The organism is Marivita sp. (assembly GCF_051859345.1).
Classification (GTDB): Bacteria; Pseudomonadota; Alphaproteobacteria; order Rhodobacterales; family Rhodobacteraceae; genus Marivita.
The window spans coordinates 70,376-93,703 of record NZ_JBHYFV010000003.1 but is presented as its reverse complement, the minus strand read 5'-3'; the positions used below and the strand labels follow the sequence as shown (position 1 = coordinate 93,703).

The 23,328-nt window shown below is 59.7% G+C and carries 25 protein-coding genes and 1 tRNA gene; 12 read left to right on the top strand and 14 right to left on the bottom strand.

Annotated features, from left to right (window positions below; genetic code table 11):
- Positions 1 to 27: 27 nt before the first annotated feature.
- From mnhG to ACTIEN_RS03260, 7 genes are read right to left on the bottom strand one after another with little or no spacing between them, the layout of a single operon-like run.
- Entirely contained in the window at positions 28 to 387 is a 360-nt protein-coding gene (mnhG, locus tag ACTIEN_RS03290; RefSeq protein WP_439521684.1) for a monovalent cation/H(+) antiporter subunit G, read from the bottom strand.
- Positions 380 to 682, bottom strand: coding sequence for a monovalent cation/H+ antiporter complex subunit F (locus ACTIEN_RS03285; protein WP_439521683.1), 303 nt, complete (start codon positions 680 to 682; stop codon positions 380 to 382). Before ACTIEN_RS03285 ends, mnhG begins: the two co-directional genes overlap by 8 nt.
- Entirely contained in the window at positions 679 to 1,158 is a 480-nt protein-coding gene (locus tag ACTIEN_RS03280; protein ID WP_439521682.1) for a Na+/H+ antiporter subunit E, read from the bottom strand. Before ACTIEN_RS03280 ends, ACTIEN_RS03285 begins: the two co-directional genes overlap by 4 nt.
- The gene (locus ACTIEN_RS03275) at positions 1,155 to 2,651 is read right to left on the bottom strand and encodes a Na+/H+ antiporter subunit D (RefSeq protein ID WP_439521681.1); all 1,497 of its coding nucleotides are present in this window, start codon (positions 2,649 to 2,651) and stop codon (positions 1,155 to 1,157) included. The genes ACTIEN_RS03280 and ACTIEN_RS03275 overlap by 4 nt, the downstream gene beginning before the upstream one ends.
- Positions 2,648 to 3,010, bottom strand: coding sequence for a Na+/H+ antiporter subunit C (locus ACTIEN_RS03270; RefSeq protein WP_439521680.1), 363 nt, complete (start codon positions 3,008 to 3,010; stop codon positions 2,648 to 2,650). Before ACTIEN_RS03270 ends, ACTIEN_RS03275 begins: the two co-directional genes overlap by 4 nt.
- Complete coding sequence (locus ACTIEN_RS03265) at positions 3,010 to 3,429, bottom strand: MnhB domain-containing protein (RefSeq protein WP_439521679.1); 420 nt, start codon at positions 3,427 to 3,429, stop codon at positions 3,010 to 3,012. Before ACTIEN_RS03265 ends, ACTIEN_RS03270 begins: the two co-directional genes overlap by 1 nt.
- Positions 3,426 to 5,684 carry a putative monovalent cation/H+ antiporter subunit A gene (locus ACTIEN_RS03260; RefSeq protein ID WP_439521678.1) on the bottom strand — a complete coding sequence of 753 codons (2,259 nt, stop codon included), beginning with the start codon at positions 5,682 to 5,684 and terminating at the stop codon, positions 3,426 to 3,428. Before ACTIEN_RS03260 ends, ACTIEN_RS03265 begins: the two co-directional genes overlap by 4 nt.
- 332 nt (positions 5,685 to 6,016) lie before the next feature.
- Here ACTIEN_RS03260 and ACTIEN_RS03255 point away from each other — a divergent pair, with 332 nt between their 5' ends.
- Entirely contained in the window at positions 6,017 to 6,952 is a 936-nt protein-coding gene (locus ACTIEN_RS03255) for a hydrogen peroxide-inducible genes activator (protein WP_439521677.1), read from the top strand.
- Here the strand turns inward: ACTIEN_RS03255 and ACTIEN_RS03250 are convergent.
- The 3 genes from ACTIEN_RS03250 to ACTIEN_RS03240 all read right to left on the bottom strand — a co-directional run bounded on the left by ACTIEN_RS03250 (position 6,949) and on the right by ACTIEN_RS03240 (position 9,140).
- Positions 6,949 to 8,547 (bottom strand): hypothetical protein, encoded by a 1,599-nt coding sequence (locus ACTIEN_RS03250; protein ID WP_439521676.1) that lies wholly within the window; start codon positions 8,545 to 8,547, stop codon positions 6,949 to 6,951. The two genes, ACTIEN_RS03255 and ACTIEN_RS03250, sit on opposite strands and share 4 nt — an antisense overlap.
- Before the next feature lie 131 nt (positions 8,548 to 8,678).
- Positions 8,679 to 8,754 (bottom strand) — tRNA-Ala (locus ACTIEN_RS03245).
- A 68-nt stretch (positions 8,755 to 8,822) separates the two neighbouring features.
- On the bottom strand, positions 8,823 to 9,140 hold the full coding sequence (locus ACTIEN_RS03240) for a TIGR02300 family protein (protein WP_439521675.1): 318 nt from the start codon (positions 9,138 to 9,140) through the stop codon (positions 8,823 to 8,825).
- Between the two features lie 177 nt (positions 9,141 to 9,317).
- Here ACTIEN_RS03240 and ACTIEN_RS03235 point away from each other — a divergent pair, with 177 nt between their 5' ends.
- On the top strand, positions 9,318 to 9,938 hold the full coding sequence (locus tag ACTIEN_RS03235) for a M48 family metallopeptidase (RefSeq protein WP_439521674.1): 621 nt from the start codon (positions 9,318 to 9,320) through the stop codon (positions 9,936 to 9,938).
- A gap of 30 nt (positions 9,939 to 9,968) precedes the next feature.
- Positions 9,969 to 10,619, top strand: coding sequence for a GntR family transcriptional regulator (locus tag ACTIEN_RS03230; RefSeq protein WP_439521673.1), 651 nt, complete (start codon positions 9,969 to 9,971; stop codon positions 10,617 to 10,619).
- A gap of 24 nt (positions 10,620 to 10,643) precedes the next feature.
- Here ACTIEN_RS03230 and ACTIEN_RS03225 read toward each other — a convergent pair whose 3' ends face one another.
- On the bottom strand, positions 10,644 to 11,483 hold the full coding sequence (locus ACTIEN_RS03225) for a universal stress protein (RefSeq protein ID WP_439521672.1): 840 nt from the start codon (positions 11,481 to 11,483) through the stop codon (positions 10,644 to 10,646).
- Between the two features lie 200 nt (positions 11,484 to 11,683).
- Between ACTIEN_RS03225 and ccoN the strand changes: the two genes are divergently transcribed.
- Genes ccoN through ccoP form a run of 4 tightly spaced genes read left to right on the top strand, consistent with a single transcriptional unit; the run spans position 11,684 to position 15,101 of the window.
- Positions 11,684 to 13,294, top strand: a complete 1,611-nt coding sequence (ccoN, locus tag ACTIEN_RS03220) for a cytochrome-c oxidase, cbb3-type subunit I (RefSeq protein WP_439521671.1) — start codon at positions 11,684 to 11,686, stop codon at positions 13,292 to 13,294.
- 13 nt (positions 13,295 to 13,307) lie between these two features.
- On the top strand, positions 13,308 to 14,036 hold the full coding sequence (gene ccoO, locus ACTIEN_RS03215) for a cytochrome-c oxidase, cbb3-type subunit II (RefSeq protein WP_439521670.1): 729 nt from the start codon (positions 13,308 to 13,310) through the stop codon (positions 14,034 to 14,036).
- 10 nt (positions 14,037 to 14,046) lie between these two features.
- Complete coding sequence (locus ACTIEN_RS03210) at positions 14,047 to 14,232, top strand: cbb3-type cytochrome c oxidase subunit 3 (protein WP_439521669.1); 186 nt, start codon at positions 14,047 to 14,049, stop codon at positions 14,230 to 14,232.
- On the top strand, positions 14,229 to 15,101 hold the full coding sequence (ccoP, locus tag ACTIEN_RS03205) for a cytochrome-c oxidase, cbb3-type subunit III (RefSeq protein WP_439521668.1): 873 nt from the start codon (positions 14,229 to 14,231) through the stop codon (positions 15,099 to 15,101). Before ACTIEN_RS03210 ends, ccoP begins: the two co-directional genes overlap by 4 nt.
- 195 nt (positions 15,102 to 15,296) lie before the next feature.
- On the opposite strand, the gene ACTIEN_RS03200 is transcribed toward ccoP, so the two are convergent.
- On the bottom strand, positions 15,297 to 15,437 hold the full coding sequence (locus tag ACTIEN_RS03200) for a hypothetical protein (protein WP_439521667.1): 141 nt from the start codon (positions 15,435 to 15,437) through the stop codon (positions 15,297 to 15,299).
- 97 nt (positions 15,438 to 15,534) lie between these two features.
- On the opposite strand from ACTIEN_RS03200, the gene ACTIEN_RS03195 reads away from it, so the two are divergent.
- From ACTIEN_RS03195 to ccoS, 5 genes are all read left to right on the top strand, one after another.
- Positions 15,535 to 16,413 (top strand): LysR family transcriptional regulator, encoded by an 879-nt coding sequence (locus ACTIEN_RS03195; protein WP_439521666.1) that lies wholly within the window; start codon positions 15,535 to 15,537, stop codon positions 16,411 to 16,413.
- 96 nt (positions 16,414 to 16,509) lie between these two features.
- Positions 16,510 to 17,946: a cytochrome c oxidase accessory protein CcoG gene (gene ccoG / locus ACTIEN_RS03190; RefSeq protein ID WP_439521665.1), complete on the top strand. Its 1,437-nt coding sequence runs from the start codon at positions 16,510 to 16,512 to the stop codon at positions 17,944 to 17,946.
- A complete protein-coding gene (locus ACTIEN_RS03185; protein WP_439521664.1) occupies positions 17,946 to 18,407 on the top strand; it encodes a FixH family protein in 462 nt (153 codons plus the stop codon). Before ccoG ends, ACTIEN_RS03185 begins: the two co-directional genes overlap by 1 nt.
- A gap of 3 nt (positions 18,408 to 18,410) precedes the next feature.
- On the top strand, positions 18,411 to 20,597 hold the full coding sequence (locus tag ACTIEN_RS03180; RefSeq protein ID WP_439521663.1) for a heavy metal translocating P-type ATPase: 2,187 nt from the start codon (positions 18,411 to 18,413) through the stop codon (positions 20,595 to 20,597).
- Between the two features lie 13 nt (positions 20,598 to 20,610).
- Positions 20,611 to 20,769: a cbb3-type cytochrome oxidase assembly protein CcoS gene (gene ccoS / locus ACTIEN_RS03175; protein WP_439521662.1), complete on the top strand. Its 159-nt coding sequence runs from the start codon at positions 20,611 to 20,613 to the stop codon at positions 20,767 to 20,769.
- An 11-nt stretch (positions 20,770 to 20,780) separates the two neighbouring features.
- Here the strand turns inward: ccoS and ACTIEN_RS03170 are convergent, their stop codons facing one another.
- Positions 20,781 to 22,244 carry a D-alanyl-D-alanine carboxypeptidase family protein gene (locus ACTIEN_RS03170; protein WP_439521661.1) on the bottom strand — a complete coding sequence of 488 codons (1,464 nt, stop codon included), beginning with the start codon at positions 22,242 to 22,244 and terminating at the stop codon, positions 20,781 to 20,783.
- A 293-nt stretch (positions 22,245 to 22,537) separates the two neighbouring features.
- Entirely contained in the window at positions 22,538 to 23,236 is a 699-nt protein-coding gene (locus ACTIEN_RS03165; RefSeq protein ID WP_439521660.1) for an HAD family hydrolase, read from the bottom strand.
- Positions 23,237 to 23,328 lie beyond the last annotated feature (92 nt).

The window sequence follows — 23,328 nt, the reverse complement described above, 5'->3', positions numbered from 1 at the left end:
CCGCTCGATCGAGCGGCCTTTTGCGTTTCAGCGATCCTCTGGCGCATCATGCGCCTGTAGCAACTCATCCTCGACTTCGTCCTGCGCAATATCCTCGTTCTTCCAGAGCGGCACACCGGTCGACAGCACGGAGCGCCCCATCATATGCGCGCCGATGGGGGCGGTCAGCAGGATGAAAAGCACAATGGCTATCACCCGGATGATGATGTCCGGGCTTGCAAAGACAACGGCGCTCCCGGCAAGGATGAGCCCGGTCGACAAGGTGCCGATCTTGGTCGAGGCATGCATCCGGATCAGCACATCGGGCATCCGGACCAGCCCCAACGCGCCGATCACCGCAAAGACGCCGCCCAGAATGATCAGGCTGCCAGCAATCAGGTCACTCATCGCCGGTCTCCTTTCGGTTGCGCACCGTGTTGCGTTCGGCAAAGCGCGCCAAAGCAACTGTTGCCAGGAACCCGACCAGCGCCAGCACCAGTGCCACGTCTAGGAACGCCGGTGTTCCGTATCGGACAGCGGCCAGACCGCAGAAGGCGACGATGGCGACAGTCATGAAGTCAAGCGCCACAACGCGGTCCTGAAGGCTTGGTCCCCTGACCAGCCGGAAGAACGCCAGCACCACCGACACAACCACACACAGAAAGCCGATCTCGAGGCTGAGGTCCAGAAATCCATCCATCATGTCCCCTCCACCGCGTCGATCACCCAGCGCTCCATGCCGTCCTTGAGGCTTTTGCGTAGGGCGTCGGGATCATCGGCGAACATCGCGTGGACCATCAGCGTCTTGCGATCCTCGCTTACATCCAGGCTCAGCGTGCCGGGGGTCAGCGAAATGAGGTTGGTCACCAGCAGAATGCCGGTGTCCGATTTCACGTCAAGCGGCACTTCGATCAGTGCGGGCCGGGCGCGGTGGCGCGGTGTCAGGATGTCGAAGGCGACCTGGAGGCTGGAGACGATCAGTTCGTAGTGGAACATGATGATCAGCTTGATCCACGCCGTCACGCGCCGGAAATAGGTGCTTGTGCCGATCAGCGGTTGAATGAGCCAGAGCGCGCCATAACCGATCGCAAAGCCGGTGATCAGGCCGGTCAAGGACACGCTGCCGGTGAAGGCGACCCATGCAATGGCGAGGATGATGTTCAGTCCGAAAGCGTTCATGGCTGTTCCCCCAGCACTGCCGTGACATAGGCCGTTGGGTCAAGAAGCTGTGTTGCGGATGCCTCGGCGAAGCGCACGAACGGGTCGGGCATGACGCCGATGATGACGGTCAACATTGCCAGCCCCGCAATCGGCACCAGCATCGCCGCGCGGTCGCGGGTCGTCAGCATCGACAGCTTGGGCTCGATCCCGTCGGGATGCGGTTCCCAGAACGCCTGCGCCCAGATCTTGGTCATCGAGTAGATGGTCAGCAGACCCACGGCAAGCGCGATCCCGGCGATGATCCAGCCTTCGATGTCCAGTGCCGCCTTGACCAGCAGGAACTTGGCCCAGAACCCCGACAGTGGCGGGAACCCGGCAAGCGAGAAGGCAGGGACGAGGAACAGGATCGCCAGCAGTGGCGCGGACTTGTAAAGGCCGCCGATGCGCGACAGCTCGGTATCGCCCGCGATCCGTTGCGCGACACCCGCGATCAGGAACAGGTTCGCCTTAACGATGATGTGATGAACGAGATAGAACACGGCCCCCAGGATGGCGAGCGGGGTCAGCAGGGCAAGGCCAAGAATCATGTAACCGATCTGGCTGACGATGTGGAACGACAGGATCTTGCGCATGTCGCTTTGTGCCGCAGCGCCAAGAACGCCGACCACCATCGTGAACCCCGCGACCCAAAGCAGGATCGTGTGCGTGAACGCGGTGTCATGGTCGAAGATCAGCGTGAAGGTCCGAAGAAGCGCATAGACTCCGACCTTGGTCAGCAGTCCGGCAAACACCGCCGACACGGCAAAGGCCGGTGTGTGATACGAGGCAGGCAGCCAGAAAAACAGCGGGAACACCGCCGCCTTGACCCCGAAGGCGATCATGAAGAGCACGGCAACGATGGTCAGCAGCCGCTGGTCCGCGTTGTCCACGGCCCTTGCCAGATCGGCCATGTTGAGCGTGCCGGTCATGCCATAGAGCAGGCCGATGCCGGTCAGGAACATGATCGTCGACACAAGGTTCAACGCCACATATTTCACGCCGCCGTCGATCTGCTCGGGGCGTCCGCCCAGCACCAGCAGGCCGAAGGACGCAATCAGCATGACCTCGAACCAGACATAGAGGTTGAAGAGGTCGCCGGTGATGAACGCGCCGACCACACCGGCGATCAGCATGTTGAACAGCGCGTGATAGCCTAGCCGCTCCATGCCTTTATCGACATCCGCGATGGCATAGATCGACACGGCAACAGCAACGATGGCGGTGATCAGCACCATGACCGCAGACAGCAGGTCTGCCACCAGCGTGATGCCAAAGGGCGCGGGCCACTGGCCCATCTGCCCGGCGATCACCCCTTCGCGCAGAACCGCGTTCATCAGGGCGATGGAGGCGACCAGAAGCACGGTTGACCCGGCCACGGAAATCCAGCGTCCCACCGGGTTTTGCCGCGTCAGGAAGGCAAGAACGGCGGTCAGGAACGGAATGACAATGGGAAGCGCAAGAAGCCAGCTCACTTATGCGCCTCTTCGGGTTCGGCCAGACGCATGTCGTCCGGCGTCAGGGAATTGAGCGTGGTCCAGGCGCGGAAGACCAGAACGATGGCAAAGGCAAACAGGCCAAAGCCGATCACGATGGCGGTCAGCACCAGCGCCTGCGGAAGCGCGTTGGCGACGTCTCCCAGCGGTGCTTCGGCCCCCTCGCGGATCAGCGGCGGCGCGCCGTCGGTCAGGCGCCCGGCGACGAAGATCGTCAGGTTGGCCGCGTTCGAAATCAGGACAAGCCCGAAGATGAAGCGCAAGAGGTGGTTGGACAGCATCAGGTAAACCGAAGATGCGACCAGAACCCCGATTGTGATGGCGAACAGGAACTCCATCAGATTTCCTCTTCCATCGCGAAGACAAGGGTGAGGATCGACCCGAACACCACGAGATAAACGCCGATGTCGAAGACCAGCACCGACGACAGGGGCAGGCCCTTGTCGTCCTCGGTCGCGCCGATGAACAGCCATTGCCCGGTGAAGAGCGCATCGCCAAAGAGTGCCGCAAACAGACCGGCAGCAAGCGCGATGCCCAGCCCCCAGATCGCAATCGTTTGCGGCAGCACACGCAGCGCCGCGCGGGCGTCTGTTGTGCCACAGGCGATGGCATAAAGTACAAAGCCGGTCGCGCCCGTCAGGCCACCGATAAAGCCGCCGCCGGGTTCATTATGGCCGCGCAGCATCATGTAGAACGAAAAGACCAGCAGAAGCCCGGCGAGGTAGCGGGTGCCGACGCGCAGGATGACGGAATTCATTTCTGGTCTCCTTTGCGAGTTGTGCGCAACAGCGCGTAGGCTGACAGGGCGGCAATGACGACAACGGCGATCTCTCCGAACGTGTCGAGCGCGCGGAAGTCCACGAGGATGACGTTGACGATGTTGCGCCCGTAGGCTTCGGGCCAACTCGTCGCCTCGAAATAATCGGTCAGGCGCAGATCAAGCGGGCTGGAGACCACGGCGATCAGAGTCAGGGACACGGCGGCCCCGACGGCAAGCGACAGCACCGCATGGCCCAGCCTGAACTCGGCTTTGGGAAGCAAGGGAAGGCGCAGCATGACAACCGCCACCAGCACGACGATCAGCGTTTCGACCAGAAGCTGCGTGATCGCCACGTCGGGCGCGCTGAACACAATGAAGATCATCGCGATGCCGATGCCGACCACACCCAAAGCCGCGATTCCGGCGATACGCGAATTGGTGAAGAGCGCGAGGATGGCCCCGGAGATCGTCAGCAGCGCAATGGAGGTGTGTTTCCATTCCACGTCCGACAGATCGACAGCGATCATCGGCATTCCGGTGTAGATCAGCGTGAGCAGGATACCTGCGGCGATGGTCAGGAAGGTGCCGAAGAGATAGCTTGAGAGTTTGCCGTTTTGCACAATCCGGGTTTGCCACTTTGCAAATCCCTTGAGTCCGTCAAGGAACTGGTCCCAACCCAGATCGAGATCGGGAAGAATGCCGAAACCACGCACCAGCAGGGCGCGCAGTTTGACATGGCCAGCGTAGATCAGCAGACCAAGAACAAAGGTCGCGATGCTCAGGATCAGCGGGATGTTGAATCCGGCCCAAAGCTTCAGCTCTTTCGCTTCGCCGACTTCACCGGTGAGGGAAATTACGGTTGGGTTGATCAGCGCGACCTGCAAAAGGTCCGGGTAAATGCCGAACAGTGCGCCAAAACTGGCAAGGATGATGGGTCCAGCCCACATCTGCCAAGGCGCCTCGCGGGGGGATTGACCTGACGGGACGCTGCCGCGCCAGAACGGGCGGAAGGCGACGACACCCGCAACAGCCAGCATCAGGGCATTGGACAGCAGCGCAGCGCCTGCCACCAGGACCGGCTCGGACGCGACGGCCAGCGCACCGGCGTATTTCAATTCCTTGCCGATGAAGCCCAGGAACGGTGGAAAGCCCGCCATCGACAGCGCGGCCAAGGCTGCCGCAACGGCAGTGATCGGCATGATCCGCCCAAGCCCACCAAGCTGATCGGTCTCGCGGGTGCCGGTCGAGAGGTCGATGCAGCCGACGACAAGAAACAGCGACGCCTTGTAAAGCGAATGCACGATCAGGAAGGTCGCAAAGGCGGTCATCGCGTAGCCCGACTCCTGCCCCAGGAAAAGCGTCAGCGTGCCAAGCGCCATCAGCGTCGTGTAGGCCAGCGCCTGTTTGAGGTCGGTCTGGCGCAGCGCCAGAAGGCTCGAGAACACCGCAGTGACCGCGCCGAAGATCGTCAGCGTCCAGAGCCAGACATCGGTGCCCGACATCGCCGGGTGCATCCGCGCCATGACATAGACGCCTGCCTTGACCATCGTGGCCGAATGCAGGAACGCGCTGACCGGGGTCGGCGCGGCCATCGCGTTGGGCAGCCAGAAATGGAACGGCACCTGCGCGGATTTGGTGAATGTGCCCGCCAGCAGCAGGATCAGGATTGGCAGGTACATTGCATGGGCGCGCAATTCGTCACCCATGGTCAGAAGCCCCGAGATGCTGGTCGTGCCCGACACGGCAGCCAGCAGGATCAACCCGGCAAGAAACGCCAACCCTCCGGCCCCGGTGACAAACAGCGCCTGCAACGCGTTGCGGCGGCTTTTCTCGGTCTCGTGCGAAAATCCGATCAGCATGTACGAGGTGATCGTGGTCAGTTCCCAGAACACGAATAGCAGGATCAGGTCGTCGGCCAGAACAAGACCCAGCATCGACACCATGAAAGCGGTCAGGAACAGGGCGAACCGCGCGTATTGCGGATGTCCGGCAAGGTAAGTGTTGGAATAAAGTAGCACCAATGTCCCGATGCCCGAGATCAGCAAAGCGAAGGTCAGGCTCAGCCCATCGACCAGAAACGCAAATTCGATTCCCAGCGACGGCACCCACGGTGCCGTGGCGCGGATCACCTCTTGTGTCGCGATGGTCGGAACCAGTGATGCGAAGTAGACGAATAGCGCGGCTGAAAAAAGAACGGGCACGACCCCGGTCAATCCGTTACCGCGCACATCTTTTGGAAAACCCCCTGCCATCAGTCAGAAACCCGATCCGATCCCGCACCAGTTTCAGGGTTGCCAAGCCCCCCATGGACAGTGGTTCCTGTGCAAGACGGTCTGGCGTTGAAGGCACGGGATTCAGGGTCTTCGCCGGTGTTTTGGTGCTGTCGAGAACACGCAATAGCCCCATAGGACTGGGTCAACGCCCCGTCATCAGCGCTTTGCCTGTCGCACCCGAAAAGACCTCCCTTGGATCGCTGCACGTTTCCTGCCCTCTTGCCCAAAAGGTCAGATAGGGCTGCGCGTCTCATTGACCAAATCGGAAATATGAGCGACTTTGATAGAAATTAACTATCAAAGTGCGTCACATGCCAAGTTTGCAACAATTGCGGTATCTGGTGGCGGTCGCGGATCAGCTGCACTTTCGGCGCGCGGCCGAGGCGTGCAACGTCACCCAACCCACCCTCAGTGCGCAGATCAAGGAACTTGAACTGCGTTTGGGAGCCACCTTGGTGGAACGCGGTCGATCAAAGGTGATCATGACGCCGACGGGAAAAGAGATCGCGGAACGCGGCAGGCGTATCCTGCGCGAGGTCTCCGAGATTCATGTCATCGCAAAGTCACGGCAAAGCGTTCTGTCTTCGGTCATCCGGATTGGCGTTGTCCAGACCGTCGGATCTTATTTTCTGCCTTTGGTCATCCCGGATCTGCACAAGCAATATCCCAAGCTCGGGCTCTATGTTCGCGAAGAACTACCGGACCTGCTGCTGCGCAGTCTGGAAGAGGGTGCGCTTGACCTGTTGTTTTTCCCGTTGCCAGTGAACCGGGCCGAACTGGAAACGCAACCGCTGTTTCGCGAGCCGATTCAGGTGGTGATGCCAGTCGATCACCGTCTTGCACGCGAGACCGAAATCGATCCGGTCATGCTTCGGGGTGAGCTGGTTCTCTCGCTTGAGCCCGGTCACCGACTTTATGAGCTGGTGCGGACCATTTCGGACGATTACGGGGTTGAACTGTCGCATGATTACGAAGGCACCAGCCTTGATACCCTCCGTCAGATGGTGGCCACGGGGATGGGCGTGTCCCTGATGCCCACGCTTTATGTGAAATCGGAAGTTGCCCATCAGGACCTTGTCGTCGCCCGCCCGTTTCGGGGCACCGCGCCATCGCGGACAATCGGAATGGTCTGGCGCAAGGGTACATCGCGCGAAGGCGAATTCCGCCTTTTGTCCGCGCTCATGTGTCAGTCCCTGTCCAAACGTGCGCCCGAGATCACCGTTCTGGGAGATCTGCAGCGCGCCTAGGCTGTGACCAAGTCCGTACCAAGGATTTGTACTGCCACGTCATCGGTCCTGGATCGTGTCGCGTAGGTCGCAAGGCGCTTGCGTGTGCGCCGTCTGCGCCGTTGGGTCAGTTCAAGGCACAGGAGCTTGTCCTGCAACGTGTCCAGGGAGGCGGGCAATTCGAAATCATAAGGGACCAAGGACAATTCAGGTCTTTGACGTTCGATGATGTCGAAAACGGGCACCGATTTGCGCCGCTCTTTCTCGTCAAAACCAAGTGCGAGGCCAATCAACCGTCTGCTGTTGAAGGGTGACACATAGAAATGTCGCCAGAGCGCGGGGAACGTCGCGCCCACCGTCGAATTGTAATAGACTTCAAGGAACATGAAATCGGCGGCTTTGGTCATGGCGTTTTCAGGCAAGGTGGATTGCCACGCGACGAAATCGTCCCTGAACCTGTCGGCCACCTCTTTGGTGAACTCGGCGCGGGGCACGATAATCAGGCGCTCCAGTTGCCAGTCCGGTTCGTGCCACCGCTCTTGAGGTTGAAAGACAAAGACGGCGCGCAGCAGATCGGTCTGGTGTCCGCGCAAGATGACATGCCCATCAGGCACGCCGGTGACGACCCCGTTGATGTATTCCTTGGGAAGCGAGGACGGCGCGCCGAGTGTCAGCTTGTATTTCTGATGCGAGTGCTTGAGATCCCAACGCTCCAAGCTGAATTCGCGTTTGTCATGGGTTTCGTGCGGCACGTCGATTGCCGCGCACAAGGCCTTGCCGATGGCATCGTCGCGCCGCGTCGCGTAGTTGTTGATATGGGTATAGAAGGTCTGGATTGATGCCGTGTGCGGCCCCGCAAATGCCAGAAGCAATCGGCTGTCCTGCCCACCACTGACCGGCATCGCGCAGGGAAAGGACTTTGCGATCTCGCCGATATTGAACCTGACCCGGCTGGAAATGTCGTCATATGTGCTTAACACGCGCTCGGGTGGGGTCTGGAACGTTTCGTTCCTTGGCCAGAAGCGGTGTTCTTCGAAACAATCAAGATCAAGGTAATGGTTCGGGTTCAATCGCCGCACATGCGCATCGGCGGTGTGAAACAGCGTCAGCTTTCCGCCCTTGTTCGCGATTGTGTCGAAATCGAATTTCGGGTTCGGTGTCAGCGGGCGTTTGATCGCCAGCAGCGGTGAGGACGCGACATAGCCATCCAGCTTGCTGTAGACAGCTCCGATCATTCCGACCGGATCGGTGTAAAGGCGCGTCTGGCCTGCGTGTTCGATCATGAAGGCATAGCGACCTGCCACATCGACAATATAGGTTTCGAACTGGTCCCAGAAATTTGCGGCTCCGGTGTCGACCGGGATCGTGCAGGATGACTTTGACAAGAGGGCGTCTGGCCCGACTGCGATCCCGGCAACCACGCCGATCGGCTTGCCGTTGCGATCAAAAATGGCGCAGACCGGTAATTCGGGGCCAGAATACAGCGACCAGACAGATCCGGTGTGACACTTGAATCCATTCAGCTTTTCAACAGCACGCGACAGGACATACTGATACCGAAACGTGTTTTCAAAAGCGCCCCAAAGGTCGTTCCAAAGCCTCTGAGCTTCGAACATCGCACAGCCTGTTTCTTAATTATCCTTAACGGAATCCTACGAAGCGACGGATGCAAAATCCAGAGTGGTCTTGCTCTGCGTGGTCCCGAAGACGGCAGGGGGCAAAAATGTAACATTTGTCGGGAGGGAATTGGTGGAGCCTAGGGGGATCGAACCCCTGACCTCTTGCATGCCATGCAAGCGCTCTCCCAGCTGAGCTAAGGCCCCGATTGTGCGCGTTCAATTACGCAATGCCGGGGGCGGGATCAAGCGTGATTCCGCCCCACATGCAGAAATTAATCGTCGTCGTCGCTGGCGACGTCCGCGATATCGTCAAGCGAGACGTTATCATCATCGTCGTCTTCCAGAACATCATCGTCTTCGAGTTCCACATCGACGTCATCATCTTCCAGAGCATCCGACTCTTCCGTGTTATCGGATTTGGCCTTGCTCTGACGGTCTTCGGCATCGGCCGCGATCATGCGGGTCTTGCCGGTTTCAATTTCAACCACTTCGCCGGTGTAAGGGCTGATGATCGGATTGTTGTTCAGGTCATAAAAGCGCTTGCCAGTCGTCGGGCAAACGCGTTTGACGCCCCATTCTTCTTTGGGCATGGGTGATCCCCTTCAATTGCGTGGTCATATCGACAATCTGCGCCAACTGCCATAACACCGAACCAGTGTCAAAGGCTTTACGGCACGGATCTCATCGAGCGGCATATGGGCTTCAGAACTCTTCCGGGCAACCCCGAAATTACACTGAAATTGCGGAAAAACCCCCGAGCGCGGCGCATGACGTTGCGGATTTCGCGGGTGGATGGGGTTGTGACCTTGACGGTGCCGCGGGGTGTGTCCGAACGCGAGGCGCTGGCCTTTGCGGTGGAAAAGCAGGATTGGGTGCGCGGGCACCTGTCAAAGCAAGGCAGCCAGACGCTTGTCGGACCGGGGCAGCGCCTGACCGTTGCGGGCGCGGATTTCGACCTGCGGGACAGTGCCGGAAAGCGTTTGAGGGTTGCAGGCAACGTGATCGAATTGCCGCAGCCGCTTGAAAAGGGGCGCGTTCACCTGTTGGCTTGGCTGAAAGAACAGGCCAGGGCCGAACTGACACGGGCATCGGATCACTATGCCGGGCAACTGGGGCGGCCCTATGCACGACTGACCCTGCGGGACACGCGGTCGCGTTGGGGGTCGTGTTCGTCGGCAGGAGCGTTGATGTATTCGTGGCGGTTGATCCTCGCGCCGAAAGCGGTGCTGAATTATGTGGCGGCCCATGAGGTGGCGCATCTACAGGAAATGAATCATTCGCCGGACTTCTGGCGCGTGGTTCATCAGCTTTATGGTCCACATCAGGAGGCCCGCGCCTGGCTGCGGCATGACGGCCCAAAGCTGCATCGTTTCCGGTTTGATGCTTGACCCGTTCACGGCCTGTGATCACAATTCGGCATGAGCGTCCTGATCCGCCCCACTGAACCGACACTTTCTGCACATGACCGCGTGTATCGCGGCTTGCGCAACCGGATCATGTTTGGCCAGATGACGCCGGGTCATCCGTTGACGCTCCGGGGGATCGGACGGGAATTCGACGTGTCGATGACCCCTGCCCGCGAGGCGGTTCAGAGACTTGTTGCCGAAGGCGCCTTGTCGATGTCGGCCTCCGGTCGGGTATCCACTCCGGAACTGTCCAATGATCGAATCGAGGAACTGGCCGCGCTGCGTGCCCTGATCGAGGTCGAACTTGCCAGCCGCGCCCTGCCACGGGCGCATCTTGCGCTGATCGACCGGTTGCAGACCATCAACGGCACCATTGCCGATGCTGTCTCGAACCGGGATGCCGTGGGTTACATCCGCACCAACCTTGATTTCCACCGCGCCCTGTATCTGCGGGCGCAGGCCCCTGCGATGCTGGCGATGGCCGAAACCGTGTGGCTGCAGCTTGGACCGACGATGCGTGCGCTTTATGGGAGGCTGAGACGCACTGAAGCGCCGCAGTACCATCGTCTGATCATTGCGGCGCTGAAGGCCGGGGATGAACCCGGCCTTCGATTGGCGGTGCGTTCGGATGTGACGCAAGGCCTGCGCCTTCTGACGGGATAGGTCAAAACGCGCCCGGTTCGTGCGTCAATGCGCCATGAACACAGGAACTTCCGAAGTTTCCAGCATGTTGCGGGTGGCGCCGCCAAGAATGGCTTCGCGGAACCGCGAGTGACCATAGGCGCCCATCACAACAAGATCCGCGTTCATGTCCGAGACATGCCTGCGCATGACATCCGACACGCGCGGCATGGTCTTGGACAGGACATCAATCTCGACCTTCACACCGTGTCGGGCAAGGTATTGTGACAATTGTCCGCCGGGATCAGACCGGTTGGGGCCGTGCTTGGGCGGATCAATCACCACGATATGGACGGATTGTGCGGCGATGAGGAAGGGCAGGGCGCTGCGAACAGCGCGCAGAGCCTCGGCGCTTTCATTCCAGCCAACCGCAATTTTCTGCGGCATCTTCAACTCCGCTCCACCTTCAGGCAGCACGATGACCGGTGACTGACCTTCAAACAGCGCGCCTTCGGTCGCCGCTTCAAGTTCGATTCCGCGATCATCTCCGTAGGGGCGCGGCAAAATGGCGAGATCTGCAAACCGGGCATGGGCCGCGACATAGCGGGACATGTCAGCCAGTTGGCAAACCGCCTCGGAGACGCCCCAGCGCAATCCCGACATTTCCATCTGCTTCTTGGCCGCAGTTGCCAGTTCGGCGGCCTGTTCGCGTGCATGATTCATTGTTTCCTGCAACACGGCGGCGTTCATTCCGGCGTAATAATATCCGGTCTGGGTGCGGTCGACGCCGATGCAGACAACGCTCAGGTGTGCGTCCAACGCGTCTGCCATCGTGACAGCCTGCGCGAGTGTATCTGACATGTGGGCCTGGTCCGTGACAACGGCCAGAATCGTTTTGAAAGACATTGTTGGCTCCCTTGGTTTAAATTCCTCTTCCTGCACCTTCCACGCAAGTCAGGTGCTGCGCTTTGACACCCATCAAACAAGTCCATCAATTCTATTGATGCAGATCAAGGATAGGTTTGGCCAAGTCTCGCATTAAGGGCCCAGTCTGAAAACCGCCCACGCGGCAGCCGAATCGTGTGGGAAAGACGAAGGGACAAACAATGTTGAACTATATCAAGCTGATCGCGCTTGGTTTGATCACGCTTCTTGCGATGATCGCTGCAAGCTATGCGCGCGATTTGGCCTATCAGGTTCACGCCATCCTCATCATGGCGGTATCTGCGGGGCTATTCCTCTGGACACTGCGGAACACGGATGAACCGGTTCCGGCGGCAGTGCTTGAAACAAGCTACATGGATGGTGTGGTCCGTTACGGCGTGATCGCAACCGCTTTCTGGGGTGTAACGGGGTTCCTGGTCGGAACCTTCATCGCGTTTCAGTTGGCGTTTCCGGGGCTGAATTTCGAATGGGCGCAGGGCTATGCGAACTTTGGACGGTTGCGTCCTTTGCACACCTCTGCGGTGATTTTCGCGTTTGGCGGCAACGCCTTGATCGCGACATCCTTCTATGTGGTGCAGCGCACAAGCGCCGCGCGCCTTTGGGGGGGCAACACTGCCTGGTTCGTGTTCTGGGGCTACAACCTGTTCATCGTGCTGGCCGCGACAGGCTACCTGCTGGGTGCGACCCAGTCCAAGGAATACGCAGAACCGGAATGGTATATCGACCTGTGGCTGACCATCGTCTGGCTGGCGTATCTGGCGGTATTCCTCGGCACGATCATCAAGCGTAAAGAGCCGCATATCTATGTGGCCAACTGGTTCTTCCTGTCCTTTATCGTCACGGTTGCGATGCTGCATGTGTTCAACAACCTGAGCATCCCGGTTTCGATCTTCGGTTCCAAATCCGTGCAGGTCTTTTCAGGCGTTCAGGATGCGATGGTTCAGTGGTGGTACGGCCACAACGCCGTTGGTTTCTTCCTGACGGCGGGCTTCCTCGGCATGATGTACTACTTCGTGCCGAAACAGGCCGAACGTCCGGTTTTCAGCTATAAACTGTCGATCATCCACTTCTGGGCGCTGATCTTTCTCTATATCTGGGCCGGTCCGCACCACCTGCACTACACCGCTCTGCCGGACTGGGCCTCGACCCTTGGCATGGTGTTCTCGATCGTTCTGTGGATGCCGTCATGGGGCGGCATGATCAACGGTCTGATGACGCTCTCGGGTGCCTGGGACAAGCTGCGCACCGACCCGGTCATCCGGATGATGGTGATTTCGCTTGGCTTTTACGGCATGTCGACCTTCGAAGGCCCGATGATGTCGATCCGTGCTGTCAACTCGCTGTCGCACTACACGGACTGGACCATCGGTCACGTCCATTCCGGCGCGCTTGGCTGGAACGGCATGATCACCTTCGGCGCTCTGTACTTCCTCGTGCCCAAGCTTTGGAACCGTCAGCGGCTTTACAGCCTCAGCATGGTCAGCTGGCACTTCTGGCTCGCCACAATCGGCATCATTCTCTACGCGTCCTCGATGTGGGTCACGGGGATCATGGAAGGCCTGATGTGGCGCGAAGTCGATGCAAACGGGTTCCTCGTGAACAGCTTTGCCGACACCGTAAGCGCAAAGTTCCCGATGTACGTCGTGCGTGCCCTTGGTGGTGTGATGTACCTCACCGGTGCCCTCATCATGTGCTACAACCTGTGGATGACTGCGACACGCAGCCCGGCGAAAGAGACCGCCGGCGCGTCAGCAGCCGTCGCGGCCGAATAAGGAGGCTTGGACAATGGGTATTCTCGACAAGCACAAGCTCATCGAAACCAACGCGACATTGCTGCTGATCCTCAGTTTCCTTGTCGTGACCATCGGGGGACTGGTGCAGATCGTGCCGCTCTTCTACCTTGAAAACACCATCGAAAAGGTGGAGGGCATGCGTCCCTACACCCCACTCGAGCTGGAAGGGCGCAACATCTACGTCCGTGAAGGCTGTTATGTCTGTCACAGCCAGATGATCCGCCCGATGCGCGATGAAGTCGAACGGTATGGCCACTACAGCCTTGCGGCAGAGTCGATGTATGACCACCCGTTCCAGTGGGGCTCCAAGCGGACTGGGCCTGACCTTGCCCGCGTCGGTGGCCGCTATTCGGACGATTGGCATGTTGATCACCTGCGTGATCCGCAATCCGTGGTGCCGGAATCGGTGATGCCGAAATATGGCTTCCTCGAAGCGACGCTTCTGGAAGGGGAACATATCGCCGACGTGATGGGGACCAACGCGTTTGTCGGTGTGCCGTATTCCGCCGAAATGATCGAAGCCGCGCGCGAAGACTTCCGTGCCCAGGCCGATCCGGACAGCGACTTTGACGGCCTGCTGGAACGGTACGGTGAAGCAGTGAATGTGCGCAACTTTGATGGCCAGCCAGGCGTTTCGGAAGCAGACGCGCTGATTGCCTATCTTCAGGTGCTTGGCACAATGGTCGATTTCTCGACCTTCACTCCAGACGCAAGCCGCTGAGGAGGACACAATGGAAACCTATTCGTTCCTCCGGGAATTCGCCGACAGCTGGATGTTGCTGCTTCTGTTCCTGTTCTTTGTTGCAGTTATCCTCTGGGCCATTCGTCCGGGAAGCAACAAGACGCATCGCGATACAGCCAACATCCCGTTTCGTCACGAAGACAAACCCGCCGCATCCAAGGAGGCGAGGCAATGAGCAAGAAGCAAGACGACGACCTTGATTATGAAACCACAGGTCACGAGTGGGACGGGATCAAGGAATACAACAAACCTCTGCCGCGCTGGTGGTTGTGGACCTTCTACGCCACGATTGTCTGGGCTGTGCTTTATTCGATCGCTTATCCGGCATGGCCGGGAATCAAGGCGGCCACACCCGGTCTGCTTGGGTTCTCGACCCGCGCCGAAGTGGCGGCGGACATTGCCAGCTTTGAAGAGGCCAACGCTGGCATCAACACCCAGCTGGCTTCGGTCGAACTGACAGAAATCGCCCAGGATCCGAACCTGAACCAATTTGCGCAGAACGCGGGTGGTGCTGTGTTCCGGACATGGTGCGCACAGTGCCACGGTTCCGGCGCTGCGGGTGCCAAGGGCTATCCGAACCTGCTTGACGATGATTGGCTGTGGGGTGGTGACATCGAAGCGATCCACACGACCATTTCGCACGGCATCCGGAACGAGGAAGACCCTGACGCGCGGTATTCACAAATGCCGGCCTTTGGCGACCTGCTTGAGACCGAAGAGATCACTCAGGTCGTCAACTATGTGATGTCGCTGTCGGGTGAACCGCAGGATGCAGCGCTTGTTGCGGCTGGTGAAACCGTGTTCCTGGACAATTGCGCGGCCTGTCACATGGACGACGGCACGGGCGATCGCTGGCAGGGTGCGCCGAACCTGACGGATGCCATCTGGCTTTACGGCGGGGATTTCGAAACCCTGACCGCGACCGTGACCTATTCGCGCTTTGGTGTGATGCCCCCATGGAGCGAACGTCTGAGCGAGGCTGAAATCCGCGCTGTGGCGACCTATGTCCACGGGCTTGGCGGTGGTGAAGCGCCCGCCGAATAAGGTTTACAAAGACACCTTTTGGCCTTCGGGCCAAAAGGAACAGCGCCGGTGCTTCTTTCTGTTCGCGCGTTTCGAAGCACCGGCGTCATTGTCAGGCAGATTGCCATCTGCGACCGCGCCACGGCCACCGGCCCGCGTGGTCTTTTTTTGTTTTTCCATGCCAGATGTGGGGCGGTTGAAAAACAACTGGATCAATCATTTCCAATCTTCCCAACGCTTTGGCTTTGACGTGGATTGCAGGTCTTCGCGATACCACGATTGCGGGATGTCCTTTTGGACATGGGTTGGGGATACACCGCTGGCGCGGAACAAGGTTTGTGCAAGTGCAGTGAACATGTGACTCTCCTGAGTTGGCGGGTTTGTGCGATCATACTTGCCGTTTCGGGCCGAAAATGCGACTCAGGGATAAATTCAATATGTAAGGTGAAGTTACATGATTGATTGGGGTCGCCTGCCATCTCTTTCTGCGCTTCGGGCGTTCTGTGCCTTTGTGCAGACCGGGTCCGTTACCGATGCCGGGCTGGCGCTGAATGTCAGCCACGCCGCGATCTCGCAGCAATTGCGCAGCCTTGAGACACATCTGGGGACTCCGTTGTTGGACCGGTCCAGTCGAGCGCTGGAATTGACATCGGATGGTCGTGATCTGGCCCGCGCGCTCGAGGACGGGTTTGGCCGCATCGCGAGCGGGATCGAGGCCGTGACCAACGCCGATGCGCAGCGCCCGCTGAACGTTGCCTGCACCTCGACATTCGCAAGCGCATGGCTGATGCCGCGTCTTGCCGGCTTTCAGGCCGAACATCCCGGAATTGATATGATCATGACCCCCAGTCCCGCACTGACAGACCCGACGCCGGGGGCCATCGACGTGGCGATCCGCTATGGCAACGGGGGCTGGGCGGGTCTGGACAGCGAACCGCTGATGGAGTCGCCGCTTGTCGTGGTGGGCGCGCCGTCGCTGTTCAAAGGCCAGATACCGGAAAATCCGAAAGAACTGATTGATTTTCCCTGGCTGGAAGAACTGGGGACAACGGAATCAACTTCGTGGTTCGCGACACGAGGTCTCATCAATGCCCGCGTCCGGTCGCGCACCGAGGTGCCGGGAAATCTGATGCTGGATGGTGCGCGAAACGGGCAGGGCGTCGCCGTGTCCACACGAATCGCCGTGGCCGAGGATCTGGCGGCGGGGCGTTTGATTGCCGTTTTCGAAGACCGGTTGAATGCGGGCTATCATCTGGTGACACGTCCGGGGGTCCACCGCGCCCCGCTCAAGGCATTTTTGCGCTGGATCCGGCGCGCGGCGGTAAAAACCTGAATTAAAGATACAGTATTTGATGCAAGTCAAAGTCCGGCGCGTGCATGCCTGAGAAAAGACCATCAAGCCAATCCGTCTTTGGGAGCCAACTTTCTCGTGTCTCAAGCAGAAAATACCACACCGCCGAAGCTTTACGCGGCGCGCGAACCGATCTTTCCGAAGCGTGTGAAGGGCAACTTCCGCAGCTTCAAATGGATCATCATGATCGTGACGCTGGGCATCTACTATGTCACGCCTTGGATCAGGTGGGACCGGGGTCCGCAATTGCCGGATCAGGCGGTGTTGATCGACCTTGCAAACCGCCGTTTCTTTTTCTTCTGGATCGAGATCTGGCCGCACGAATTCTATTTTATCGCGGGCCTGCTGATCATGGCGGGCCTGGGTCTGTTTCTGTTTACCTCGGCACTGGGCCGGGTGTGGTGCGGCTATGCCTGCCCGCAAACCGTCTGGACCGACCTGTTCATCCTTGTGGAACGCTGGATCGAAGGCGACCGCAACGCGAGACTGCGTTTGCACCGGCAGGAAAAGATGGATCTCCGCAAGGCGCGCCTGCGCGTCACCAAGTGGGTGTCGTGGTTCTTTATCGGCCTCGCAACCGGTGGTGCGTGGGTGTTCTACTTTGCCGATGCACCGACATTGCTGCGCGATCTGGTGACCGGTCAAGCGCACCCTGTCGCGTACACCACAATGCTGATTCTCACGGCGACCACGTTTTTCTTCGGCGGCTTTGCCCGCGAACAGATCTGCAACTATGCTTGCCCGTGGCCCCGCATCCAGGCCGCGATGATGGACGAGGATACGCTCACTGTGGCTTACCGCGAATGGCGTGGTGAACCGCGTGGCAAGCATCGCAAGGCCGAAGGTTCCGAACAGCTGGGCGATTGCATCGACTGCATGGCCTGCGTCAACGTCTGCCCGGCGGGCATCGACATCCGCGACGGGCAGCAGATGGAATGTATCACCTGCGGCCTGTGCATCGACGCCTGTGACGACATCATGGAAAAGGTGGGCAAGCCGCGGGGTCTGATCGACTATCTTGCCCTGTCGGACGAGCCGCGCGAACGCGCCGGGGAAAAACCCCGCACGGCTTGGTTCCACATCTTCCGTATCCGCACGATGATGTACACGGGACTTTGGGCGCTGGTCGGTTTTGGCCTTGTCTTCGCGCTGTTCATTCGTCCTGAAATCGACATGACGGTCGCCCCGGTACGCAACCCGACCTTCGTGACGCTTTCCGACGGGTCGATCCGCAACACCTATGACGTGCGTCTCTTGAACAAACACGGCGAGGATCGACCGTTCCGCATGTCCGTCACCGGTCACCCGGCCTTGCGCATTCAACTCGAAGGGACGCCGTACGAGACAGTCGATGTGCCCGCGAACGAAACCTACCTGCAACGTGTCTATGTTGTGGCCGCACCCGGATCCGATCCGGCTGAGGACGAACGCAGTGATCTGCGGTTCTGGGTTGAAGACCTCACCAACGGCGACCGCGCCTACACCGACAGCATCTTCAACGGGAGAAGCAACTGATGACCAAGGAATTCAAACTCACCGGCTGGCACGCATTGGCGATCTTTGGGGGGGCGTTTGCCGTCATCATTTCCGTCAATCTGGTCCTGGCCTATTCGGCGGTGAAAACCTTTCCCGGGCTTGAAGTGAAAAACTCTTACGTCGCATCGCAAGAGTTCGATATACGCCGCGCCGAACAGGAATCCCTGGGCTGGAGCGTCTATGCCGAGTCCAAGGGTGGTTTGCTGATCCTCAGCATCAAGGACGCTGACGGACGCCCGGTACAGACGGGGTCGCTCGAGGCCGTTCTGGGGCGTGCAACCCACGTTCAGGACGACCGCAGTCCGGAATTTGCCTTTGACGGGCAGGCTTATGTGGCGCGCGAATCCCTGCGTCCGGGAAACTGGAATATCCGGATGAAAGCCACGTCCTTGGACGGGGTCCAGTTCGAACAGCGCGTTGTCCTTCACGTCGAAAGTTGATCCATGACCGTTGCGATGCGTCCTCAATTGTCCGCGTGTCCGGCCTGTTCCGCAGCGCCTGCGGCAGAGGCCCTGGCCGAAGCGGCGTTGCCGAAAGAGGTCAATATCGTTCTGTCCCTGCCGTCGATCCACTGTGCGGCGTGCATTTCCGGGGTAGAGCGCATTCTTGGGGCAACCGACGGCGTAAAGGGCGCGCGGGTGAACCTTACGCTCAGGCGCGCCCAGGTCGAGGCGACGCCCGACCTCACCGCCGACGATCTGGTCAAGGTGCTGGAAAAGGCCGGGTACGAGGCGCATGAGCTTGACACCACGGCCCTGCGCGCCACCGATACCGACAAGGCAGGACGCGATCTTTTGATGCGGCTGGCCGTGGCCGGTTTCGCGGCAATGAACATCATGCTTTTGTCCGTTGCGGTCTGGTCAGGGGCCGATGGCCCGACGCGGGACATGTTCCACTGGATTTCCGCTGCCATCGCGCTGCCGACCATCGCGTTTTCGGCGCAGCCCTTCTTCAAACATGCCTGGACCGCGCTACGGGCAGGGCGGCTCAACATGGATGTTCCGATCTCGCTTGCCATTGCGCTGGCGGTTGCGACGTCGCTTTGGGAAACGTCCCTGTCGGGGGAACACGCCTATTTCGACGCCGCGATCACGCTGACCTTTTTCCTGCTGGCAGGACGGTATCTGGACCACCGCACGCGATCCGCCGCGCGATCCGCCGCCGAAGAGCTTGCCGCCCTGGAAGTCCCGCGCGTGTCTCGGATCACCGAAAACGGCGAAGAACAGATCGCCATGTCCGCCTTGGCCGTGGGCGATCTGATCCTTGTGCGGCCGGGTGGCCGAATGCCGGTGGATGGGGAAATCACCGATGGTCAGTCCGAACTGGACCGGTCGCTGCTTACCGGGGAAACGCGGCCCATTTATGCTGGCCCCGGATCTGTCGTCAGCGCGGGGGAGGTCAATCTGACCGGCCCGCTGACCATCCGTGCCAACGCCGTTGGGCGTGATACGTCGCTGCACCGCATGGCGGACCTTGTCGCGATCGCGGAATCCGGTCGCTCGCGTTACACGTCGCTTGCCGACAAGGCGGCCAAGCTTTACGCGCCCGGCGTGCATATCCTGTCGGCCCTGGCGTTTCTGGGCTGGTATTTCTACACCTTCGATCTGCGCACCGCCCTCAATATTGCGGCGGCGGTTCTGATCATCACCTGCCCCTGTGCGCTGGGACTTGCGGTCCCTGCCGTGACCACGGCGGCGTCTGGACGGTTGTTCCGCAAGGGGCTTCTGATCAAGGACGCCACCGCGCTGGAACGCATGGCGCAGGTCGATACGGTTGTGTTCGACAAGACCGGAACGCTGACCGCTGGCACGCCCGAGGTCACGAACCTTGGTGATCATTCGCGCCGCGATCTGGGGATCACGCTTGCCCTTGCGGAAGGGTCGTCGCATCCGCTGTCGCAATCACTGGCCAAAGCCATCCGCGACGCGGGGGTTCAGGCAGAAACGGTTACACAGATCACCGAAATCCCCGGCCATGGCACCGAAGCTTTGTGGAAAGGGCAGACAGTGCGTCTGGGCCGGTCCAGCTGGGTTGGTGGTGGCGAAAGCCAGGACACCGCTGCATGGCTGCGCGTTGGTGACACGGTGGCGGACCCGTTCCGCTTTGCCGATCAGATCCGCGACGGGGCAGAGGCGCTTGTGGCCAGGCTGCAAGACGATGGCTTTGACGTGATCCTGATGTCCGGCGACACCACCCCGGCAGTCGAGGCCTTTGCCGCACGTCTGGGAATTGCCAAATGGATTGCCGAGGCCCTGCCACAAGACAAGGCGGCAAAGGTGGCTGACCTGACGGCGGGTGGGAAACATGTTCTGATGGTGGGCGATGGTTTGAATGACACGGCCGCCCTTGCCGGTGCCCATGCGTCGATCTCTCCAGCGACAGCCCTCGATGCCGCGCGTGTGGCGTCGGATGTGGTTCTGTTGGGCAATTCGCTTGAACCGATCTCGGACGCGCTTGCGACGTCGCGGATAGCGATCAAACGTATTCGCCAGAATTTCACCATCGCGACATGGTACAACATCGTCGCCGTGCCTTTGGCCGTGGCGGGACTGTGTTCGCCGCTTATCGCCGCATTGGCGATGTCGAGCTCTTCGATTACTGTGTCGCTCAACGCCTTGCGCCTGAGATAAACCGGAGCTTTCGATGAACGTGCTGGCCTACCTCATCCCTGTATCGCTGATCCTTGGCGGGATCGGGCTGGTGGCGTTTGTGTTCACGGTGAAGTCCAAACAGTACGAAGACCCGGACGGCGCGGCGGAACGTATCCTGTCAGACGATTACGACGACCATCCCAAAAGCTGACCCAAGTTGGATCAGCTTGGTCCGATCATGAAGCAGGTGACCTGGCGGGCCTGAAGACGGCGGCAGGCAAGGTCGGCGCTTTCACGCGACAGGCCCATGAAGTTTGCATCAAACCCCCGCGCACCGTTCACCACTTTGCGCAGCGACCCGTCAAGCGTTGCCATCTCCGCCAATGCGGTCTTGAGCAGCGCTTTCTCGGCGGCATACCGGCTTGGGAACCGCCCGACATTGATGCCCCAATGCCGTCCACCAGACGTGGAGATGCGGGTGACAACCTCGGCTTCGCGCGCCTGAACGGGTTCCGCAGGTGCAACCTGCCGTGTCGTGGCCGATGCAAGAACCAGGGTTCTGGGGCGACCGACCGGCTTCACAGACGCGCTGGGTGCGGTTTTCAAAGATGGCGCAAGGCTTGCAGGGGCTGTTGCCGGTGCGGCTGTGGCAAGGGCGACTTGCGCCGCTGTTGCGGCAACTTCCTGCACCTCTTCCGTCTGCACTTCGGCCAGAACGGATTGAATGTCGTTCTTCAGTTCGGCCACCAGAACATCGGGCAGAATGGGCTGGGCGACGGGACGTGCGGTCGGGCGCAGGCTTGTCTTTACGGCCGCAGCGACAACCCGAATGGATTTCGCACGGGTCTGGGTCGAAGGGGTCTGGCTATTGGCAATGACCGTTTCGGTGGCCGTGGATGTGTCCGGCCCAAGATAAGGCGGCTTGCGCGGCGTGCGCAGCGCCATGCGGGCGGGCGCCTTGTTGAAACCCAGGTCCATGAGTTTGGCGACCTGCGCGTTGCGCGATGCGGTAGAGTTGCCGCCGAACACCGTCACGATGATCCGCTCGCCTCCACGCTCGGCAGTTGCGGTCAGGTTGAACCCGGCGGCGCGAGTGTACCCGGTCTTGATCCCGTCCGCTCCGCGATAGCTGTCCAGAAACCGCCGGTTTGTGTGGGCCACGGTCTTGATCCCGGCATCCGTGCTGCGGCGCGAGAACAGGTTGTAATATTGAGGATAGTCATAAAGCACATGCCGCCCGAGGATCGTCATGTCGCGCGCGGTGGACATGTGCCCGCTTTCGGTCAGACCATGCGCGTTCTTGAAGGTTGTGCGCCCCATGCCCAAAGCTTTTGCGGTGCGGTTCATCCGACGCGCAAAGGCAGCCTCAGACCCGGAAATCGCTTCGGCCAGGGCCGTCGCCGCGTCGTTGGCCGATTTCACGGCGGCGGCGCGGACAAGGTATCTGAGCTGAATGGTCGATCCAGCCCGCAACCCTAACTTGGACGGGGGCTCAGAGGCCGCTTTCTTCGAAATCTGCACCTTGGTGTCCATGCTGATTTCGCCGTTCTGCACCGCTTCGAACACAATGTAGAGGGTCATCATCTTGGTCAGGGATGCCGGGTGAAGACGCGTGTCCGCATTGCTTGTGTGGATGACTTCGCCGTTTCGGGCATCCATCACCATCGCGGCATACGGCGCCGCCATCGCGCTAATCGGGACCAGAACGGCCAACCAAATTGCGGTGATTAAATACAGGCCTACTCGACCCGGCTTTCTACGCCGTCCCGTCACGATGTCCGCCTTCTCTGCCTCTCGCTGCCGAATTTTTTCGGTCAGCATTTTTATTAAGGCTAAGCTAGCACATGAGAAGTTGCCAATAAAGTCCTTATTTTTATGCCTTTTCCGCACATTTTTGCGGCATTGCAGCGCAACATATTGGGGGGCTGACGATTTCGCTTACTAGTGAGGCCAATGTGGCAGGAATAAGGCAGATTCGGTCAACCGATCTCGGCCACCAACGGCGGCAAGTCGCCAAGATCCGCGATCTCGCGAAAGCGCGGATTATCCGGGGCATCGGCTTTCTCGAGGTCCCATTCAAGATCGTGCGGGACAAACACACCCCAGCTTCCAGCCTCTACCGCAGGCACCACGTCCGAGCGCATGGAATTGCCAACCATCATCGCCGCAGCAACGCCTCCGGGATGTGGCGCAAAGACGGTCTGATAGGTTGCGACGGTCTTGTCCGACACGATGGCCACGTCATCGAACAGCTCGCCCAGACCCGATTGCGCCAGCTTGCGTTCCTGATGCAGCAGGTCGCCCTTGGTGATCAGAACAAGCCGATAGGTGTCCGCCAAGGCGGACACGGTTGCTTCCGCATGCGGCAACAGTTCGATGGGATGGGCCAGCATGTCCTGCCCCGCGTCCAGAATGTTGCGGATCACATGGCCGGGAACCGCGCCGTCCGTGACGTCAATTGCGGTTTCGATCATCGACAGGACAAAGCCCTTCACCCCGAATCCATAATGACCGATATTGCGTCGCTCAGCGGCGACAAGCCGGTCATGCAGAAGCGATTTATCCGAATAATCCGACAAAAGCTCTTCGAAACGCGCCTGCGTCAGTTTGAAGAAGCGTTCGTTGTGCCAAAGGGTGTCATCCGCGTCGAAACCGATTGTTTGCAGCTTTCGGGCCATATCCTTGCCACGCGCCTCTTTTCTCGCAGTCAGGACAGGTTATATAGAGCCATCTAGGATATGGAACCCGAGGTACAGTCCCAAGCATGCTA